19 protein-coding genes are annotated in these 18,811 nt (G+C 67.6%); 17 read left to right on the top strand and 2 right to left on the bottom strand.

Annotation, left to right across the window (positions count from 1 at the left end; all coding sequences use genetic code 11):
• Positions 1-24: 24 nt before the first annotated feature.
• The 12 genes from VH88_RS05305 (at position 25) to VH88_RS05360 (ending at position 11,291) form a co-directional block, all read left to right on the top strand.
• Entirely contained in the window at positions 25-1,854 is a 1,830-nt protein-coding gene (locus VH88_RS05305) for a gamma-glutamyltransferase family protein (protein WP_045810312.1), read from the top strand.
• A 27-nt stretch (positions 1,855-1,881) separates the two neighbouring features.
• Entirely contained in the window at positions 1,882-2,244 is a 363-nt protein-coding gene (locus VH88_RS05310) for an MmcQ/YjbR family DNA-binding protein (protein WP_045810313.1), read from the top strand.
• 38 nt (positions 2,245-2,282) lie between these two features.
• On the top strand, positions 2,283-3,137 hold the full coding sequence (locus VH88_RS05315; RefSeq protein ID WP_045810314.1) for an aldo/keto reductase: 855 nt from the start codon (positions 2,283-2,285) through the stop codon (positions 3,135-3,137).
• Positions 3,138-3,155: 18 nt separating this feature from the next.
• Positions 3,156-3,818: a Pr6Pr family membrane protein gene (locus VH88_RS05320; protein ID WP_082064381.1), complete on the top strand. Its 663-nt coding sequence runs from the start codon at positions 3,156-3,158 to the stop codon at positions 3,816-3,818.
• Positions 3,819-3,983: 165 nt separating this feature from the next.
• Entirely contained in the window at positions 3,984-5,513 is a 1,530-nt protein-coding gene (locus VH88_RS05325) for a UbiD family decarboxylase (RefSeq protein ID WP_045810508.1), read from the top strand.
• A gap of 30 nt (positions 5,514-5,543) precedes the next feature.
• Complete coding sequence (locus tag VH88_RS05330; RefSeq protein ID WP_045810509.1) at positions 5,544-6,176, top strand: hypothetical protein; 633 nt, start codon at positions 5,544-5,546, stop codon at positions 6,174-6,176.
• A 101-nt stretch (positions 6,177-6,277) separates the two neighbouring features.
• The gene (locus tag VH88_RS05335; RefSeq protein ID WP_231576582.1) at positions 6,278-8,047 is read left to right on the top strand and encodes a M14 family metallopeptidase; all 1,770 of its coding nucleotides are present in this window, start codon (positions 6,278-6,280) and stop codon (positions 8,045-8,047) included.
• A 3-nt stretch (positions 8,048-8,050) separates the two neighbouring features.
• Positions 8,051-8,458 (top strand): MAPEG family protein, encoded by a 408-nt coding sequence (locus VH88_RS05340; RefSeq protein WP_017505339.1) that lies wholly within the window; start codon positions 8,051-8,053, stop codon positions 8,456-8,458.
• Between the two features lie 39 nt (positions 8,459-8,497).
• Entirely contained in the window at positions 8,498-9,853 is a 1,356-nt protein-coding gene (locus tag VH88_RS05345; RefSeq protein WP_045810316.1) for a TldD/PmbA family protein, read from the top strand.
• A complete protein-coding gene (locus VH88_RS05350) occupies positions 9,850-10,647 on the top strand; it encodes a 3'(2'),5'-bisphosphate nucleotidase CysQ (RefSeq protein WP_045810317.1) in 798 nt (265 codons plus the stop codon). The genes VH88_RS05345 and VH88_RS05350 overlap by 4 nt, the downstream gene beginning before the upstream one ends.
• 108 nt (positions 10,648-10,755) lie before the next feature.
• Positions 10,756-11,001, top strand: coding sequence for a DUF4170 domain-containing protein (locus VH88_RS05355; RefSeq protein WP_045810318.1), 246 nt, complete (start codon positions 10,756-10,758; stop codon positions 10,999-11,001).
• A 77-nt stretch (positions 11,002-11,078) separates the two neighbouring features.
• Complete coding sequence (locus VH88_RS05360) at positions 11,079-11,291, top strand: hypothetical protein (RefSeq protein ID WP_045810319.1); 213 nt, start codon at positions 11,079-11,081, stop codon at positions 11,289-11,291.
• A gap of 6 nt (positions 11,292-11,297) precedes the next feature.
• On the opposite strand, the gene VH88_RS05365 is transcribed toward VH88_RS05360, so the two are convergent.
• The gene (locus VH88_RS05365) at positions 11,298-11,963 is read right to left on the bottom strand and encodes a tyrosine-protein phosphatase (protein WP_045810510.1); all 666 of its coding nucleotides are present in this window, start codon (positions 11,961-11,963) and stop codon (positions 11,298-11,300) included.
• Positions 11,964-12,051: 88 nt separating this feature from the next.
• Here VH88_RS05365 and VH88_RS05370 point away from each other — a divergent pair, with 88 nt between their 5' ends.
• The 5 genes from VH88_RS05370 to lpxK are packed head-to-tail and all read left to right on the top strand — an operon-like array spanning position 12,052 to position 17,433.
• Positions 12,052-12,576: a hypothetical protein gene (locus VH88_RS05370; RefSeq protein WP_052689495.1), complete on the top strand. Its 525-nt coding sequence runs from the start codon at positions 12,052-12,054 to the stop codon at positions 12,574-12,576.
• A 31-nt stretch (positions 12,577-12,607) separates the two neighbouring features.
• Positions 12,608-14,437 carry an ABC transporter ATP-binding protein gene (locus VH88_RS05375; protein WP_045810512.1) on the top strand — a complete coding sequence of 610 codons (1,830 nt, stop codon included), beginning with the start codon at positions 12,608-12,610 and terminating at the stop codon, positions 14,435-14,437.
• Positions 14,434-15,117, top strand: coding sequence for a lysophospholipid acyltransferase family protein (locus tag VH88_RS05380; protein ID WP_045810320.1), 684 nt, complete (start codon positions 14,434-14,436; stop codon positions 15,115-15,117). The genes VH88_RS05375 and VH88_RS05380 overlap by 4 nt, the downstream gene beginning before the upstream one ends.
• Before the next feature lie 10 nt (positions 15,118-15,127).
• Positions 15,128-16,420: a 3-deoxy-D-manno-octulosonic acid transferase gene (locus VH88_RS05385; RefSeq protein WP_045810321.1), complete on the top strand. Its 1,293-nt coding sequence runs from the start codon at positions 15,128-15,130 to the stop codon at positions 16,418-16,420.
• Positions 16,417-17,433 carry a tetraacyldisaccharide 4'-kinase gene (gene lpxK / locus VH88_RS05390; RefSeq protein WP_045810322.1) on the top strand — a complete coding sequence of 339 codons (1,017 nt, stop codon included), beginning with the start codon at positions 16,417-16,419 and terminating at the stop codon, positions 17,431-17,433. The genes VH88_RS05385 and lpxK overlap by 4 nt, the downstream gene beginning before the upstream one ends.
• Here lpxK and VH88_RS05395 read toward each other — a convergent pair.
• Positions 17,418-18,743: an amidohydrolase family protein gene (locus VH88_RS05395; RefSeq protein ID WP_045810323.1), complete on the bottom strand. Its 1,326-nt coding sequence runs from the start codon at positions 18,741-18,743 to the stop codon at positions 17,418-17,420. The genes lpxK and VH88_RS05395 overlap by 16 nt on opposite strands.
• Positions 18,744-18,811: the final 68 nt, after the last annotated feature.

Raw genomic sequence — 18,811 nt, forward strand, 5'->3', positions numbered from 1 at the left:
ATCGGTTGTTCGAGGAGTCCGCCCATGCGTCGTCGCACCTTCCTGTCCGCCCTGCCTGCCGGCGCGCTGGCGGCGACCGCAGCCCAGGCCCGGCAGGCCTCTCCCGCCGCCAAGCCGACCAAGGCGGCGCCCGCTCCCGCTCGCCCGGCTGACCCCTATGCCGGCGTCGGCATCGGCGACCGGATTTCGGGACCGAAGTTCATGGGACGCTCGACCGTCTGGGGCGCGAACGGGGCGGCGGCGACGGCGCATCCGGCGGCCAGCCTGATCGGCATCGACACCCTAAGACGCGGCGGATCGGCCATCGATGCGGCCATCGCCATCAATGCGGCCCTGGGCTTTCTGGAGCCGGTCGCCAACGGCATCGGCGGCGACGCCTATTGCATGCTGTGGGACCCTAAACAGAAGAAGGTCGTCGGGCTGAACGGATCGGGCGCCAGTCCGCGGGGCCTCAGCCTGGAGATCGCGCGATCAAAGGCCATCGACGGCTATCTGCCCCGCTATGGCGCGGTGACGGTCAATGTGCCGGGCACGGTGGACGCCTGGTGGAGCGCGCACCAGCGGTACGGCAAGCTGCCGTGGAAAGAGGTGCTGCTGCCCGTCGCCGAACTGTGCGAACAGGGTGTGCCCGTGCCCCAGGTCATCGCCTACTATCTGGAACGCAACATGGCTGCGTTTGATCGGGGCCAGATCCCGATCGAGGAAAACGAGAACCGAAAGCGCATCTGGGCCGCCGGCGGCGCGACGCCGAAAGTGGGCGAGATTTTCGCCAACCCCTATCTGGGCAAGACGCTGCGGATGATCGCAGAGGGCGGGCGCGACGCCTTCTACAACGGCCCCATCGCCGATCAGATCGAGGCCTATTTCAAGCGGATCGGCGGCTGGATGACCCGCGCCGACCTGGCCGCCCATCATACCGAATGGGTCGAGCCGATCCGGACCAACTATCGCGGGGTCGATGTCTTCGGCCTGGGTCCGAACACGCAGGGGCTGAGCACCAACCAGATCCTGAACATCTGCGAACAGTTCGACCTGAAATCCATGGGCTTCCAGTCCGCCGCCTCGCTGCACGTCCAGGCCGAGGCCAAGCGGCTGGCGTTCGAGGACCGGGCGCGCTGGTTCGCCGACGACCGATTCTCCAAGACGCCGGTCGAATGGCTGAACTCCAAGGCCTATGCGGCCGAGCGCGCCAAGCTGATCCGGCCCGATCGGGTCATGGACCGCGTCATGCCGGGCGATGCGCCGCACCACGGCGACACCACCTATTTCAGCGTCGCCGACGCCGACGGGATGATGGTCAGCTGGATCCAGTCCAACTATCGCGGCATGGGTTCGGGCCTGGCGCCCGACAACGGCTCCGAACCGCTGGGCTTCATGTTTCAGGACCGTGGCGAGCTGTTCGCCCTGACCGACGGCCATCCGAATATCTATGCGCCCGGCAAGCGCCCGTTCCAGACCATCATCCCCGGCTTTGCGGTCAAGGACGGCGAGCCGTGGATGGCGTTCGGCGTCATGGGCGGCGCCATGCAGCCCCAGGGCCAGGCCCAGATCATCATCAACATGGTCGATTACGGGCTGGAGCCCCAGGCGGCGGGCGACGCCCCGCGCTGGCAACACTATGGCTCGTCCGAACCGACCGGCCAGCCGCAGGAAGGAACCGGCGTGCTGCATCTGGAAAGCGGCGTGCCCGAGGCGACTAAGGCCCAGCTGCGCGCCATGGGCTGGACGCTGGGCGAACCCGACGGCGGCTTCGGCGGCTATCAGAACGTCATGAAACAGATGAACCCCGGCGGGCGCTGGACCTATGGCGCGGCGACCGAGATGCGCAAGGACGGGATCGCGCTGGCTTATTGAAGTTGGCTGACTGAGGTTGACCGACCGATGACCCACGACGAGGTCCGGGCCCTTCTGCTGTCGTTTCCCGGCGTGGAGGACGGCGTGTCCTATGGCGAGCCGTCGTTCAAGGTGGCGGGCAAGTTCTTCACCTGGATGCGCCCGGCGCTGGACGACAGCATCGTGGTGCATCTGGACAATCGGGATGAGCGCGAACTGCTGATCGAAATGGACCCGGCGACCTTTCATTTCACCGACCACTATCGCGACCATCCCATTGTCCTGGCCCGCATCGCCAGCGTCGATCCCGTCTGGCTGAGGGCCGCGCTTGAGAAGCGATGGCGTCGGATCGCGCCGAAAAAGCTGTCCAAGGCGCATCCGGACCTTACCGGAGCGGGGTCGGGCGCCTAACTACGCCCCTCAAGCGGACCCAGCCCAAGGAGCGCCCCATGGCTTACGGCGACCAACCCACGATCACCGTCGACGGTATCGAAATCCCCCTGCTCGGCTTCGGCACCTGGCAGCTGGAGCCGGAAGATGCGCGGCGCATGGTCGCTGAGGCGCTGCGGATCGGATATCGCCACATCGATACGGCCTGGATCTATAAGAATGAGAAGGCGGTCGGCGAAGGCATCCGGGACGTTGTCGATTCTGGGGGCGTGGCGCGCGAGGACATCTTCCTGACCACCAAGATCTGGGTCGAGCATTTCACCCACGACGCCCTGCTGAAACAGGCCAGGGAATCGGCCGACAGCCTGGGCATGACGCCGGACCTGCTGCTGCTGCACTGGCCCAAGACGACGCCGACGTTCGAAGAGACGCTGGGCGCCCTGAACGAGGCCAAGGACCAGGGCCTGACCAAGTCGATCGGCCTGTCCAACTTCCCTTCCAAGGAGTTCCGCCAGGCGCAGAGCCTGTCCAAGGCGCGGCTGCTGACCGATCAGGTCGAGCATCACCCCTATCTGGGCGTTGATCAGCTGGTCGCCACCGCGGCCGAGCTGGGATCGTCGATCACCGCCTGGTCGCCGCTGGCGCAGGGCAAGATCGCCGACGACGCCACGATCAGCGAGATCGCCGGCGCGCACGGCAAGACCAACGGCCAGATCACCTTGCGCTGGCTGATCCAGCACGGGATTATCGCCATCCCGCGCACGACCAAGGAAAGCCGCGCGCGCGAGAACTTCGACATCTTCGACTTCGCCCTGACGGACGAGGAGATGCAGCGGATGGACGCGCTGGATCGCGGCGAACGGCTGGGCGACTGGCTGGACCCGGCGTTCGAATGGGACAAGACTGCCGCCTGACCGACACGGGAGGCGCCGGTGTTTCGCAAGCGGGACCAGCCCAGGCTGTGGCGCGCGACGTTCGCCGTCGTGGGCTGGACCGCGCTGGCGCTTCAATATCTGCTGATGATCGCGCCGACCCAGGGCTGGACCGTGCTCGAACGGACGATCAACTACTTCAGCTTCTTCACGATCCTGACCAACATCCTGGTCGCCCTGGCCTTCACCGGGCCGCTGCTGGGCGAAGGATCGCGGCTGGCCCGCTGGTCCGCCAGCGAAGGTGTCAGGGCGGCCGTCGCCATGTACATCGTGGTGGTCGGGGTAGTGTATCACTTCCTGCTGCATCCCTATTGGAACCCGACCGGCTGGTCCTTGGTGGTCAATCTGGTGCTGCACTACGTCATGCCGGCCGCCTTAGTGCTGGACTGGCTGTGGTTCAGCCCCAAAGGGCGGCTGCGCTGGATCGATCCAGCGAAATGGCTGGCGTTTCCGATCGTCTACGGCGGCTGGACCCTGGTTCATGGACTGGCGACGCGCTGGTGGCCCTATGGCTTCGTCAATGTGGATCAGCTGGGGCTGGTCCGGGTCGTGGTGATTTTCGGCGTGCTGCTGGTGTTTTTCCTGCTGATCGGCCTGGTGCTGGTGGGCCTGGATCGGGTGTTCGGTCGCGCGGCGCGTGACAGTTCGGCTCCGGCGCTCTAGGCATCCTCAACATCGCTCATCCCCGCGAAAGCGGGGACCCAGTTCTTTTGCGTGGCAGAGTGTCGGGGATTGAGGACTGCACCACGGTCCGGATGCCAGAACGCCCCAAAACGCTGGGTCCCCGCTTTCGCGGGGATGAGCGGAATGGAAAAGACCGGACGCTTCATGGCCTACAAATCCCTGCGTGACTTCATCGACCAGCTGGAAGCCAAGGGCGAGCTGGTGCGGGTGTCCGAACCCGTCTCCACAGTGCTGGAGATGACCGAGATCCAGACCCGCCTGCTGAGGAACGGCGGACCGGCGGTGCTGTTCGAAAAGCCGGTCATGCCGGACGGTACGATCAGCCCCATCCCCTGCCTGGCCAATCTGTTCGGCACGGTGAAGCGGGTCGCCATGGGGGTGACGCTGGAGGGCAAGGACCGCACCACGGCGGGCGAACTGCGCGAGGTCGGGGAACTGCTGGCCTTCCTGAGAAACCCAACGCCGCCGCGCGGTCTGGGCGACGCGATGGAGATGCTGCCGCTGATGCAGACCGTCCTGTCGATGCGGCCCAAGACGGTGAAGAAGGCGCCGGTGCAGGAGGTGGTGCTGAAGGGCGACCAGATCGACCTGACCGCCCTGCCCGTCCAATCATGCTGGCCCGGCGAGCCGGCGCCCCTGATCACCTGGGGCCTGGTCGTGACAAAGGGGCCGAGCGACGACCGCGAAGACGACTTCAACCTGGGCATCTATCGGATGCAGGTGCTGGGCAAGGACAGGGCCATCATGCGCTGGCTGGCGCACCGTGGCGGGGCGCAACACTATGCCCGGCACAAGAAGGCCCGGCCCAAGGAGCCGCTGCCCTGCGCCGTCGTGCTGGGCGCCGATCCGGGGACCATCCTGGCGGCGGTGACGCCGGTGCCGGACACCCTGTCGGAGTACCAGTTCGCCGGCCTTATGCGGGGCGCCAAGGCCGAGCTTGTGCCCTGCAAGACCGTGCCGCTGATGGTCCCGGCCCAGGCCGAGATCGTGCTGGAGGGCCATGTCCTGCTGGACGAGTTCGAGGACGAGGGTCCGTATGGCGACCACACCGGCTATTACAACTCGGTCGAGAAGTTCCCGGTCTTCAAGGTCAGCGCGATCACCATGCGCCGCGACCCCATCTATCTGACCACCTTCACCGGCCGGCCGCCGGACGAGCCGAGCGTGCTGGGCGAGGCGCTGAACGAGGTCTTTATTCCCCTGCTGCGCCAGCAATTTCCGGAGATCACGGACTTCTGGCTGCCGCCCGAGGGCTGCAGCTACCGGATCGCGGTGGTGTCGATGAAGAAGGCCTATCCGGGCCACGCCAAACGCGTGATGCTGGGCGTCTGGAGCTATCTGCGCCAGTTCATGTACACCAAATGGGTCATCGTCGTGGACGACGACATCGACGCCCGCGACTGGAAGGACGTCATGTGGGCCATCTCGACCAAGATGGACCCGGCGCGCGACATCACCGTGATCGAGTCGACGCCCATCGACTATCTGGACTTCGCCAGCCCCGAAAGCGGCCTGGGCTCCAAGATCGGCCTGGACGCCACCGACAAATGGCCGCCCGAGACCAAGCGCGAATGGGGCGAGGAGATTCGCATGGACGCGGCGGTCGTCGAACGGGTCAACGACCTGTGGGGCCGTCTCGGCCTGCCGGGTGACGGGACGCCGATCTGGAAATAAGCTTGGCTTTTGGTGACGCCGGGGGGCGATGTGAGCGCGTTTGAGTTCTTCTTCAGCTTTTACGGCCTGCTGTTGGGCCTGTCCGTGGCCGAACTGGTCGGCGGGTTCGCGCGGGTGCTGCATGAGAAGAAGCGGATCCGGTTCGGTTGGCTGACGCCGATGCTGGCCCTGTTCGTGGCCATCGACATCGCCACCTTCTGGAACCAGGCCTGGGTCATCTTCCGCGGGGCGCCGTTCAACACCTTCGTGCTGCTGATCTCACTGGCCATCGCCGCAACCTTCTACGTCGCCGCCAGCGTGACCTTCCCGCGCGTTTCAGCCGAGGGCGGCGACCAAAAGATCGATCTGGACGCGCATTTCTGGTCGCATCGGCGACTGGTGTTCGGCTGCATCCTGGCGGCCAATCTGATCGTGGCGGTGATTGTGATCATCCTGGCCCAGCTCAATCCCGGCTTCGCCAGGATCGCCGACTCGGTGCGGTTGTGGGTCGGGGTCGCCATCTTCGTGATCGGCACGGCGACGGCGGCGTTCGCGCCGTGGCGCCGGGTTGCGGTCGGCGCCCTGGTCGTCGTTCTGGTCTACAGTCTCTGGCAGATGGGGAACGCGGCGGCCCTGCTGCTCAAGGCCGGAGGCTGGGCGCCCGTCCTGGGCGGCGGCGGTTGAAACCTTGTCAGGGCCGCGCAATCGGCTCACGAAAGGCCATGCAGTCCCCTCTTCTGGTTTCGGCGCTGGTCGCCGCCCTTGCCTGTAGCGTGAGCCCCGCCATGTCCCAGACGCTTCCCAACACCGCCCCGTGGGATCAAGCCTTCCTGCCGCCCGCCCCCGCCTGGGACGGCGCATCCAAGGCCTTGCTGCGCGATGCGGCTGATCCGTGGGCTACGGCGTTCGAGGCCGATCCGGGCCATGACTTCAGCCCCAACTATATCGACACGCGCGCCTGGTTCGATCGTCTGGACGCCGCCAGCGACCTGATCCGCATCGAACAGTTCGGCGTCTCGCCCGAGGGCCGACCCATCTATGCGGTGATCGCTTCCAAGGACGGGACCGCCTTCGATCCCGCAAAGCCGGTGCTGATGATCCAGGCCGGCATCCACCCCGGCGAGATCGACGGCAAGGACGCGGGCATGATGCTGCTGCGCGACATCGCCTTCTATGGGAAGGACGCCCTGCTGGACCGGGTCAACCTGATCCTGATCCCGATCCTGAGCGTGGACGGCCATGAGCGCTCCGGACCCTATTCCCGCCCCAACCAGCGGGGCCCGCGCATCCAGGGCTGGCGCAATACGGCGACCAACCAGAACCTGAACCGCGACTATCTGAAGCTGGACCAGCCCGAGATGCGGGCCGTGCGCGGCCTGATCCTGAAATACCGGCCGGACCTCTATGTGGACGTCCACGTCACCGACGGCATGGATTACCAGTACGACGTCACCTACGGCTTCAACGGCGAGGACGGGACCTTCAGCCGCTCGCCGAACGTCTCGGCCTGGCTGGATTCGGTCTTCAAGCCGGCCATGAACGCCGCCCTGGAACGCGAGGGTCATATTCCCGGCGAGTTGGTGTTCGGCATCGACGACGATGAACCCAGGAAGGGCCTGTCGGACGGCGGCCTGGGCGAGCGGTTCTCGAACGGTTGGGGCGCGGCCGCCCATGTGCCGACGATCCTGATCGAGAACCACAGCCTGAAACCGCATGAGCAGCGGGTGCTGGGCACCTATGTCTTCATCGAGGCGGCGATGCGTCTGCTGGCCGATCAGGGCGCCGGTCTTCGCGCCGCGACGGATCAGGACAAGGCCCTGCGTCCGGCGCAGATCCCCGCCAACTTCGAGGCCGACGAGACGCCATCGTCCACGCGCCCGTTCAAGGGCATGCTGTACGAGATGTATGACAGTCCCGCCTCGGGTCGGAAGGAGATCCGCTGGCTGGGCCAACCTGACCCCGAACTGTGGCAAATGCCCTTCTATGGCTCCAGGCCGACGCTGACCCTGACGCGACCGACGGCCTATTGGGTGCCGGGCTATCGCACCGACATCATCGAGCGGCTGAAGACGCACGGGATCGAAATGGAGACGGTCGAGGCTGCGCGCACCGTGAACCTGTCGATGCTGCGCCTGGTCGAGCCCAAGCTGGCGACCCGCGCCAATGAAGGTCACGTGCCGGCGTCGGTGAAGACGGTGGAGGTCGAGAAGCGCGACTGGACGTATCCGATCGGCTCGGTGCGCGTGCCGACGGATCAGCCGCTGGGCGACATCGTCGTGCTGCTGCTGGAGCCGCAATCCAGCGAAAGCTTCTTCGCCTGGGGCATGTTCCCCGAGGTGATGAGCCGCGTCGAATATATCGAGGCCTACGCCATCGCCCCGCTTGCGGACAAGATGATGGCGGCGGACCCGGCGTTGAAGGCCGAGTTCGAGGCCAAGGTGGCGGCCGACGCCACGTTCGCCGCCGATCCGCAGGCGCGTCTGGCCTGGTTCTATGAGCGCACGCCCTTCTATGACGACCACTATCTGCTCTACCCCGTCGGGCGCGAGGACTGATCGATGACCACGCCGCTGATGTACGCCGTCCAGGCCGCCGCCCTGTGGAGCGGCCTGCTGATCCTGATGATGCTGGTGCTGTCGGGCATCGTGGTCAGCGGGCGACGCAAACACATGGTGTCATTCGGCGACGGCGGGAACGCGGACCTGATGGCCGCCAGCCGCGCCTTCGGCAATCTGGTGGAATATGCGACGCCGGGCATGATCGCCATGCTGCTGCTGGCCGCCGTCGGCGCGCCGGCCTGGATGGTCCATGGGGTCGGCGCGACGCTGTTCGTCGGCCGGGTCGCCCATGCCCTGGGCCTTTTGCTGCAGACCGGGCCGTCGCTGGGTCGCGTCGTCGGCATGCTGCTGACCTGGGTGGCGCTGCTGACGGCCGCTGTGGGCCTGATCGCCTTCGCCGTCGTCTGACGCGGTTGCGGTGCAGCGGGGCGTCCGCCATATCGGGGCATGACTGAAACCCTGGCCGCGCCCGTTTCCACCGATCTTCTCAACGACATCGTCAAGGCCGCGCTGAAGGCCGGCGCCGACGCCGCAGAGGCGGTCAGCGCCGATCGCCGATCCCTGTCGGTCGGGGTGCGCAACGGCAAGCTGGAAGATGTCGAACGCGAGGAATCGCGCGACCTGGGCCTGCGCGTGTTCGTGGGCCAACGGCAGGCGTCCGTTTCGGCCTCGGACCTTTCGCCGGCGACCCAGGCGCGCCTGGTCGAGCGGGCGGTGGCCATGGCGCGCTTGGCGCCGGAAGACCCCCACGCCGGTTTCGCGCCCGAGGAACGGCTGGCGCGCGGCCCGTTCATCGATCTGGATTTGTTCGATCCCAGCGAACGCAGCGCACAAACTCTGGAACAGGTCTCGGCCGACGCCGAGGCCGCGGCCTTGGCGGTGCCCGGCGTGGCGCGATCAGAAGGCGGACACGCCGGCTGGTCGTCTACCCGCTGGCGGCTTGTGACGTCTCACGGTTTCGACGGCGCCTATGAGGGTTCGGCCTTCTCGCTGGGCGTCGGCGTCATCGCCGAAAAGGATGGGGCGATGGAGCGCGGCGGCGAGAGCCGTTCGACCCGCCACCTGTCCGACCTGCCGGGCGCCGACCTGATCGGCCGCACCGCCGGCGAGCGCGCGGTGGCCCGCGTCGGACCGCGCAAGATCGCCTCGACCACCGCGCCCGTGATCTTCGACAACCGGATGGCGGGCCAGATCGTGTCGCCGGCCATCGGCGCCATTTCCGGCCCCTCGATCGCGCGCGGCACCTCCTTCCTGAAGGACCGCATGGGTCAGCGCGTCTTCGCCGAGGGCGTCACCCTGATCGACGATCCGTTCCGCCCGCGCGGCATGGGATCGACCCCGTTCGACGACGAAGGCGCAGCGGTTCAGAAGCGCGCCCTGTTCGACGACGGCGTCCTGACCACCTGGTTGCTGAACAGCGCCTCGGCCCGGCAACTGGGTCTGGAAACCACCGGCCACGCGTCGCGGGGGCTGGCCGGGCCGTCCGGCGTCTCGACGCACAATCTGCATATGGAGCCGGGCGAGCGCGATCTGGCGGGCCTGATGGCCGACGCCGGGACCGGCCTGTTGGTGACGTCGATGTTCGGCCCGTCGCTGAATGGCAACACCGGCGACTGGTCCGCCGGGGTGTCGGGCTTCTGGTTCGAGAACGGCGTGATCGCCTATCCGGTCAGCGAGGTCACGGTCGCGGGCAAGCTGACTGACCTCTATCTGCGGATCGAGCGCGGCTCGGACCTGGAGTTCCGGGGCGGATTCAATGTGCCCAGCCTGATGTTCGACGCGGTGGCCATCGCCGGCAAATGATCGACTTGCACGCCGACCTCGACCTGATCCGCCAGGCGGCCATAGACGCCGGGACGCTGGCCATCGCCGAGCGTGAGGCGGGGCTGAAGATCGAGTCCAAGGTCGGTGGTTCGCCCGTCACCAGCGGCGACCTGAAGGTCGACGCCATGCTGCGGGACAGGCTGCTGTCGGCGCGGCCCGACTACGGCTGGCTGTCAGAGGAGACGGAAGATACGGCCGAGCGTCTGTCGAAACGACGCATCTTCGTGGTCGATCCCATCGACGGCACCGTCGCCTATATGAAGCGGACGCCGTGGTGGTGCGTGCCCATCGCCGTGATCGAGGACGGCGAGGTCGTCGCCGCCGTCATCCATGCGCCCGAGGTGGACGAAACCTATGTGGCGACGCGCGGCGGCGGGGCGCGGCGCAACGGCAAACCCATCCACGCCTCGGATGTCGATACGCTGGAAGACGCCTCGATCCTGGGCGATGCGCGACTGATCGAAGCGCCCTATTTCGCCGACGAACCCTGGCCGTCCATGCGGTTCGAAAAGCGCAACGCCCTGGCCTATCGGATGGCGCTGGTCGCCGCCGGCGCCTTTGACGCCGCCTTGGCCCTGACGCCGAAATGGGACTGGGACGTCGCCGCGGGCTGGCTGATCGCAACCGAAGCCGGCGCCAGGGTCAGCGATCACCACGGGCGGCCATGGGCGTTCAACCGGCCTGATCCGCGTCAGGCCAGCCTAGTCTGCGCGGCGCCGATCATCCAGCCGATGATCGTGCGGCGTTGTAAAAACGTGCCGCTTTCGACCTGAGGCGAGGGCGGAAAAACCCCGGCCCACATTGATCCGAGGGCATTCTCGGCCTATGCCGCGCGCAAACCTCCTCCCCCAAGCCTTCCGGCCCAGCCTTCAGGATTTCCGATGACCGATCAGAACGCCGTCCCGCCGCAACTTCTGCACATCGTGATCGGCGGCGAGCTTCGTCACCTGGGCGAGCCGACCTTCCGCGACCTGTCGCAGGTCGAGTTCGTCGGCGCCTTCGGCAACTATGAAGACGCCAAGAAGGCGTGGAAGGCGCGCGCCCAGGCGACCGTGGACAACGCCCACATGCGCTATTTCATCCTGCACGCCCACAAGCTGATCGATCCGCGCGGCGACGCGGCCTGAGCCGAGGACTGAGTGCGACATCGAGGAGCCGAACCGGCTCCTCGATCCGACGTTTCGATCTGTAGGCGAGGACGACGATGAACCTGGAACCGCAACAGATCTTCCAACTGGTCAGCCTGCTGGCCGTGCTGGCGCTATTCAGCTTCTCGCTGCGCGGCCACATCGACTACGCCCGCTGGTTCAAGCGGTGGGAGGCCGATCGCAAGGCCCGTCGCGACGCCGAACTGGCCGCCGAGGCCCGCGCGAACGGCGAAGGCGGCGACGAGCCGAAAACCGGTCCCTGGGGCTGAAGTCCCCTACTCCCGCCGCAGCAGCTTGTCGGTCAGCAGCGTGCCCCACCAGCCGGCCTTGAACTCGGCGCGGATGGTCTTGGGGTCGTAGTCGGGGCTGTCGACCCAATCGATGAAGCTGATGCCCTTCGGCTCGATCTCGTTGACGTATTTCTCCAGCGTATAGTCCAGCACCCCGGTCAGCCCCTCGCGGGAGTGCAGATATTTCTTGGAGAGCTGCTTCATGGCGACCGAGATCGGCTCGCCCAGGTGGAAGTGGCGATAGAATACCGCCATCATCCCCGCTCGATCCGCGCCGGACTTGCAGTGGATCAGCACCGGATACTGGATCGTCCTGAACAGCTCGCGCGCGCGGTGGATGCGCACCGTCTCGGGCGGATCGCGCGAGTCCAGCGGCGCGTCGATCAGGGTCAGGCCCAGCCGCTCGCAAGCGTCCTTTTCCAGCCAGTAATAGCCCTCGTCCCGCGCGCCGCGCAGGTTGATGACCGTCTTGACGCCCTTCTTTTTCCAATAGGCCAGCTGGCGCGGCGACGGCTGATTGGTTCGCACCAGATCCGGGCCCAGCCAGTGGGCGTTGGAAAAGGCCACGCGCAGAAACGCGTGGTCGGCCAAGAAATAATGCCAATGCGCCCGAAAACGGCCCATCGCGGTCGAGAGGTCGAAGCGCGCCATGCCCGCCAGATAGCGATCCGACGCCGCCGCGTCATCCGATCTCGATCCTGATGCGTTGGAATGTTTGTCGAGACCGGAGAACACCCCGATGAAAACCCTCGCCGCCACCGCCGTCGTCGCCGCCGCCAGCCTGTGGGCCGGCGCGGCCGCCGCCCAGACGCCGCCGCCCGAAGACCCCGCCCTGATCGCCTATCTGCGCGACCGGGCCAAGGAGGCGCTGGACACCAGCCGCTATACGGCCGCGATCACGCCGGACGGGGCCATGACCCTGGTCTATCTGACCGGCCCCAACTGGTGCGGCTCGGGCGGATGCCGGCTGCTGGTGCTGGACCGAACCGGCGAAACTTATCGGTCGGTCGGCGAGATCAGCGTCGCGCGCGCCCCGATCCGGCTCTTGGAGCGACAGACCCATGGCCGACGGGATCTGGGCGTCTATGTCGCGGGCGGCGGAATCACCGAAGGCTATGAGGTCGCCGTGCCGTTTGACGGGCGTCGATACGCGTCCAATCCGACGGTTCCGCCCGCGGTCAGGATCCGGGAAGCGCCCGGCGAAACCCTGATCCGCGCCGACGAGCCGGGCCATGCGCTGGAACCGTCGCCGGACAAGCCTTGACTTGAACGGCGGCTCGGACGACCGAGAGCCGATGACCGTCGCCGCCTCCGAAACCATGCCGCTGCGCGCCCTGCTGGCGCGGATTTGGCGCGACTATCTGTCCAAGCACAAGGGGTCGCTGATCCTGTCGGTCTTGTGCGCGGCGACGACGGGCCTGCTGACGGCGGCGCTGCTGAAGCTGCTGGAGCCGGCCGTCAACGGTCTGTTCCTGGGCGGGACCAAGCCGATCAGCCTGTTCGGCCTGGTGACCTTTCCGGCGGACAAGGCCGTCGTCTGGATTCCGGTCGCCATCCTGACCGTCGCCATTGCGCGGACCCTGGCGGCGCTGGGCCAAGCGGCCCTGGTCAACCGGCTGGGTCACACCATCGTCGGCGACATCCAGATTCGCCTGTTCGGGGCCATGATCCGCGCCGACCTGGCTCGGCTGAGAAGCCAGCATTCGGGCGGTTTCGTCTCCTCCGTCCTGTTCGACGCCAATATGGTGCGCGAGGCCTTCACCTCGGGCGTGGTCAACTACACCCAGAACCTGCTGACCCTGATCGCGGTGCTGATCTACATGGGCTTCATCGACTGGCAGCTTACGATCGTCGTGCTGCTGGGCGTGCCGCTGGTGGCGCTGGTGTTGCGGCGCTTCGGGCGCAAGACGCGCAAGGCCGCCGTCGGCGCCATGGCCGAGACCGAAAACCTGTCGACCGCCCTGATGGAGAACCTGGACGGGGTTCGTCTGATCAAGATCGAGAACCGCGAGGCCGCCGAACAGGACCGCGTCGCCGAGGTGGTCGCCCGTCGCCAGCGCCACGTCATCAAGGGCGCCAACGCCCGCGCCTTCGCCGGCCCGTCCAGCGATCTGGTCGCCTATATCGTCGTCGCCGCCGTCATGGCCTACGCCGGGTGGCGGGCGCAGTCGGGCGACATGACGGTGGGCGGGTTCGCCGCCTTCATCGGCATGCTGCTGGCCGCCGGGCAGGCCCTGCGCCAGGTGACCAACCTGGCCACGGTGATGAGCGAGGGCTTCACCGCCGCGCGCCGCCTGTTCGGCGCCTTGGACATCCAGCCGGAAATCCGTGAGGCGGCGGACGCCGCGCCCCTGGCCGCCGGGCCTGTGGAGGTCGTGCTGAACAATGTCTCCTTCGCCTACGCCGGGACCGATGCGCCGACGCTGGACGGGGTGTCTCTGCGGGTCGCGCCGGGTGAGACGGTGGCGCTGGTCGGACCGTCGGGCGGCGGCAAGAGCACGATCCTGAGCCTGCTGCCGCGCTTCTACGATGTGACCGGCGGGGCGGTGACGATCAACGGCGCGGACGTGCGGGCGCTACGCATCCACGACCTGCGCGACCACATCGCCCTGGTGACGCAGGAACCCTTCCTGTTCGACGACACCATCGCCGCCAACATCGCCTATGGCCGGCCGGGCGCGACACAGGCGCAGATCGAGGACGCCGCGCGGTCCGCCGCCGCCCACGACTTCATCACGGCCTTGCCTGACGGGTATGCGACCCGCGCGGGCGAGGCGGGCCTGCGCCTGTCCGGCGGTCAGCGCCAACGGATCGCCATCGCCCGCGCCTTCGTCAAGGACGCGCCGATCCTGCTGCTGGACGAGGCCACCAGCGCCCTGGACACCGAGAGCGAGGCCCTGGTCCAGGCGGCGCTGGAGCGGCTGATGCAGGGACGCGCCACCCTGATGATCGCCCACCGCCTGTCCACCGTTCGGAACGCCGACCGCATCTATGTGATCGAGGCCGGGCGCGTGGTCGAGGAAGGCTCGCACGACGCCCTGGTCGCCAAGGGCGGCCTGTATTCTCGCCTCGCGCGTCAGCAGTCGCTGGACGGCGCCGCGCCCAGCGTCGAGACGGTCGCATGAGGCCGCTTCGCAACCCGGCGGTCCAGTCGGCCCTGGCCTGGACGCTGGCGAAGTGGATGCAGTTCTGCTTTTCCACCATCCGCTGGACGCACGAAAACCAGCAGGCCGCTGAGGCCGTCTGGGCGCAGGGCGGCGGGGTGCTGTGCGTGTTCTGGCATTCGCGGATCGGCCTGTCGCCGTCATGCTGGCCGCTGGACCGGGCGCAGCCGGCCAAGGCGCTGATCTCCCTTTCGGCCGACGGCGAGTTCATCGCCAAGGCGGTGGCGCGTCAGGGCTTTCCCGCCGTGCGCGGATCCTCGGCCAACAAGGACAAGGCGGAGAAGGCCAAGGGCGGCACCCAGGCGCTGCGTGACGGATTGAAACAGCTGAAGGTCGGCGCCTTGGCCATCACGCCGGACGGGCCGCGCGGCCCGGCCAATGTCATGGCCGAGGGCCTGCCCTTGATGGCGAAGTTGTCAAAGGCGCCGGTGCTGTTCATCGGCATGTCGTGCAATCCCGCGATCCGTCTGGACAGTTGGGACCGGGCCGTGCTGCCCCTGCCCTTCGGCAAGGGCGCCATCGTGTGGGACCGCGCCGACTATCCCGCTGACGCGGACATGGCCGATGTCGTCATCGACTGGACCGCGCGGCTGAACGCCGTGGAGGCGCGGGCCGATGCGATCACGGGCCTGAAGCCGTGAGGACCCAGCCGTGACGCCCTTGCCGCTGATCGCCTATCGGCTGGCGACGCGCGCGCTGGAGCCCCTGGCCCCGCGCCTGCTGGATGCACGCGCCAGGCGGGGCAAGGAAGACCCGGTGCGGGTGGACGAGCGGATGGGCTTCACCCGCACCCCGCGCCCCGCAGGCGATCTGGTCTGGCTGCACGGCGTCAGCGTGGGCGAGAGCCTGTCGCTGCTGCCTGTGGTCGAGCGGCTGACGAAGGCGCGTCCCGACCTGACCGTTCTGGTCACGTCCAGCACCGTGACCTCGGCGCAGATTCTGGCCGAACGACTGCCGGCGGGCGTGATCCACCAGTATGCGCCGGTCGATGCGCCGGGCGTGGTCGAGCGGTTCCTGGACCATTGGCGGCCCAATCTGGCGGTCTTCGTCGAGAGCGAACTGTGGCCCAATCTGTTGCTGGAGGCGCGTCGGCGGGGCGTGAAACTGGCCTTGGTCAGCGCGCGCATCACGGAAAAGACGGTCGAGGGCTGGGCGCGGTTTCAGGCTTCGGCGCGCGCGCTGACCGGCGCCTTTGATCTGGTCCTGCCGCAGGATGCGGTCTCTGCCCAGCGGCTGGAGGGCATGGGCGCGCGGATCGACGGGCTGGTGAACCTGAAACTGTCGGGAGACGCCCTGCCCCACGATCCCGCCGCCTTCAGCCGTTTGAGCGCCGCCATAGGCGACCGGCTGGTGATCGTCGCCGCCAGCACCCATGAGGGCGAAGAGATCGCCATCGTGCGGGCGCTGGATCATTTGAGCGAGCGTGTCTGCCTTATCCTGACGCCACGCCATCCCGAGCGGGGGGCGCACATCGCCCAGGCCCTGCAACGCGACGGCTACGCCTTCGCCATGCGCTCGCAGGGTCAGACGATCGGGCCGGACACCGACATCTATCTGGCCGACACCCTGAACGAGATGGGCCTGTTCCTGCGTCTGGCCGATGTGGTGGTGATGGGCGGCTCGTTCGCGCCCGCCATCGGCCTGCCGCCCGTCGGCGGGCACAATCCGCTGGAGCCCGCGCGGCTGGGCAAGCCGACGATCACGGGGCCGGATGCGTCCAACTGGGCGCCGGTGACGGCGGCCCTAGTCGAGGCGGGGGGCCTGGCCCTGGTTCAGGCGCCGTCCGACCTGCCCGGCGTGATCGAGCCCCTGCTGGAAGACCTGAACGCGGCCAAGGCCATGGGCGAACGCGGGCGTCGCGCGGCGGTCGAGGCTGGAGGCGGGCTGGAGCGACTGTGGGCGCTGCTATCGCCGCTAATGCCGCAGAGGCAGGGCCGGCGATGAAGCTGAATACGCCGCGCTGGTGGTATGTGCGCGACAGCAACCACGTCCGGATGACGCGCACGGCGCTGAAACCGCTGGGCTGGGTCTGGGCCGCCGTGACAGCGCGTCGGATTGCCAAGGCGGTCCCGGTCGACCCCGGCTGCGCGGTCATCTCGGTCGGCAATTTGACGGTCGGCGGATCAGGCAAGACGCCCGTCGCGCGCGAAACCCTGCGGCTGCTGCGCGAGGCAGGGATGGAGGCGCAGGGCCTCTCGCGCGGCTATGGCGGTCGGCTGGAGGGTCCGGTTCGGGTCGATCCTCAAATCCATACGGCCGACGATGTCGGGGACGAGCCGCTGATGTTGGCGCGGGGGTCGCCGATCTGGATCGCGCGCGATCGTGTGGCGGGCGCCAGGGCCGCCGTCGCGGAAGGGGCGCAGCCCCTGGTGCTGGACGACGGCCATCAGAACCCGGCGCTGAAAAAGACCGTCAGCCTGATCGTCGTGGACGGCGAGACGCGCGGCGACGAATGGCCGTTCGGCGACGGTTCGGTCTTTCCCTCAGGCCCCATGCGCGAGCCGTTGAAGGCCGGGCTGGCGCGCGCCGACGCCGTGGTGGTCATGCTGCCGACCGATGTGGACGCGGCCGATCCCGAACTGCTGGCGGTGTTCGGCGCCCTCCCCGTCTTCGTCGCGCGCCTGACGCCCGAGGGGCCCCCGCCGTCGGGGCCCCAGGTGGGGTTCGCCGGCATCGCCAAGCCCTGGAAGGTCGAGCGGTCGCTGAAGGCGGCGGGCTGCGACCTGGTCGACTTCGTCCCCTTCCCCGACCACGCGGCCTACAGCGCCGCCGACATGACGTTCCTGACTGACCGGGCTGCGGTGTTCGACGCCGGACTGGTCACGACGGAAAAGGACTGGGTGCGGCTGACGCCCGAGCAGCGCAAAAACGTCGTCGCCTGGCCGGTCGTCGCCCGGTTCGAGGACGAGGCGGCTTTCGCCGCCTTCCTGAACGACAGGATTCAGTCGGCGCGATAGACCACGCCGGACTTCATCACGAACTTCATCCGCTCCAGCTCGGTCACGTCCGACAGCGGATCGCCCGAGACGGCGACGATGTCGGCGGGCATGCCGACGGCGATCTTGCCGGCCTCATTGGCGATGCGCAGGTGTTCGGCGGCGCCGACGGTGGCGGCCTGGATGGCCTCGAGCGGGCTCAGGCCGGCGCGGACCAGAAGCGCGAACTCCTGGGCGTTGTCGCCGTGGGCCGAAACGCCCGAGTCGGTGCCGAAGGCGATCCTGACCCCGCCCTCATGCGCGCGGCGCGCCATGTCCAGCATCTTGGGTCCGGCCTCCAGCGCCTTGGCCGTCTGGGCAGGGGTGAAGAAGTTGTCGGGGCCGGAGGCGATGCGCGCCACGAAATCGCCGGCCAGCAGGGTCGGGATCAGCCAGGCGCCGTTCGACTTGAACAGGCGGATCGACTGATCGTCCAGATAGGTGCCGTGTTCGATGGAATCGCCGCCGGCCCGTAGGAAGGCGTTGATGCCGTCCACCCCGTGGGCGTGCGCCGTCACCTGGCGGCCCATGCGGTGAGCGCTGCCGACGATGGCGGACAGTTCGTCGTCGCTGAACTGCTGGTTCAGGCCGGCGGCGGTGTTCGACAGCACGCCACCCGTCGCGGTGATCTTGATGATGTCGGCGCCGGCGCGAACCTGGGTGCGCACCGCCCGCATACAGTCCTCAGGCCCCGAGCAGATGCTCTCGGACGACAGCAGGTGCATGACGTCCTCGCGATAGCCGTTGATGTCGCCATGCCCGCCGTGGATCGACACCGACGATCCCGCCGCGATGATGCGCGGTCCCGGCACGTCGCCGTTCCTAACGGCGTTCCGCAGGGCGAAGATGGCCTGGTTCGAGGCGCCGAGATCCGCCACCGTCGTAAAGCCGGCCATCAGGGTGCGACGCGCATAGCGGGCGCCGACCATCGCCTGGTCCGCGTCCGAAAGCGTCACCTCTTCAAGGCGTGCGTTCGGGTTCTGCTGGCTCGTCAGATGGACGTGGCTGTCGATCAGGCCGGGCAGGACAAAGGCTTGCCGCAGGTCCACGACCTTGCCCTGAGAGGCATCGCCGACGAAGCCGTCGCGCACTTCGACGATCTGGTTCCCTCTGATCACGAGAGTTTTATCGCTCTGCACAACGCCGTTCTCCGGATCAGCAAGCAACCTTCCGGCCTCGACGAACGTTGTTTCGGGTTGCGCCGAAAGTCCCGTGGCCACGGGGGTTTGCTGGGCATGAGCGCTTACCGCCGACGCCATCACCGCCGCCAGCGCGATTCCGAAACGTTTCATCGATCTCTCCCCGCGGCGCGTCGGCCGCAAAAATGCCCCACAAGGCTCAGGTTGCCTCGCCCGTAACC

The sequence above is a fragment of the Brevundimonas sp. KM4 genome (genome assembly GCF_000964075.1).
Classification (GTDB): domain Bacteria; phylum Pseudomonadota; class Alphaproteobacteria; order Caulobacterales; family Caulobacteraceae; genus Brevundimonas; species Brevundimonas huaxiensis.

Bases quoted from the DNA above. Each gene is read 5' to 3' on its own strand.
- VH88_RS05305 (WP_045810312.1), top strand. From the start codon at position 25: ATGCGTCGTCGCACCTTCCTGTCCGCCCTGCCTGCCGGCGCGCTGGCG.
- VH88_RS05310 (WP_045810313.1), top strand. From the start codon at position 1,882: ATGACCCACGACGAGGTCCGGGCCCTTCTGCTGTCGTTTCCCGGCGTG.
- VH88_RS05315 (WP_045810314.1), top strand. From the start codon at position 2,283: ATGGCTTACGGCGACCAACCCACGATCACCGTCGACGGTATCGAAATC.
- VH88_RS05325 (WP_045810508.1), top strand. From the start codon at position 3,984: ATGGCCTACAAATCCCTGCGTGACTTCATCGACCAGCTGGAAGCCAAG.
- VH88_RS05335 (WP_231576582.1), top strand. From the start codon at position 6,278: ATGTCCCAGACGCTTCCCAACACCGCCCCGTGGGATCAAGCCTTCCTG.
- VH88_RS05340 (WP_017505339.1), top strand. From the start codon at position 8,051: ATGACCACGCCGCTGATGTACGCCGTCCAGGCCGCCGCCCTGTGGAGC.
- VH88_RS05345 (WP_045810316.1), top strand. From the start codon at position 8,498: ATGACTGAAACCCTGGCCGCGCCCGTTTCCACCGATCTTCTCAACGAC.
- VH88_RS05350 (WP_045810317.1), top strand. From the start codon at position 9,850: ATGATCGACTTGCACGCCGACCTCGACCTGATCCGCCAGGCGGCCATA.
- VH88_RS05355 (WP_045810318.1), top strand. From the start codon at position 10,756: ATGACCGATCAGAACGCCGTCCCGCCGCAACTTCTGCACATCGTGATC.
- VH88_RS05360 (WP_045810319.1), top strand. From the start codon at position 11,079: ATGAACCTGGAACCGCAACAGATCTTCCAACTGGTCAGCCTGCTGGCC.
- VH88_RS05365 (WP_045810510.1), bottom strand. From the start codon at position 11,963: ATGGCGCGCTTCGACCTCTCGACCGCGATGGGCCGTTTTCGGGCGCAT.
- VH88_RS05370 (WP_052689495.1), top strand. From the start codon at position 12,052: ATGAAAACCCTCGCCGCCACCGCCGTCGTCGCCGCCGCCAGCCTGTGG.
- VH88_RS05375 (WP_045810512.1), top strand. From the start codon at position 12,608: ATGACCGTCGCCGCCTCCGAAACCATGCCGCTGCGCGCCCTGCTGGCG.
- VH88_RS05380 (WP_045810320.1), top strand. From the start codon at position 14,434: ATGAGGCCGCTTCGCAACCCGGCGGTCCAGTCGGCCCTGGCCTGGACG.
- lpxK (WP_045810322.1), top strand. From the start codon at position 16,417: ATGAAGCTGAATACGCCGCGCTGGTGGTATGTGCGCGACAGCAACCAC.
- VH88_RS05395 (WP_045810323.1), bottom strand. From the start codon at position 18,743: ATGAAACGTTTCGGAATCGCGCTGGCGGCGGTGATGGCGTCGGCGGTA.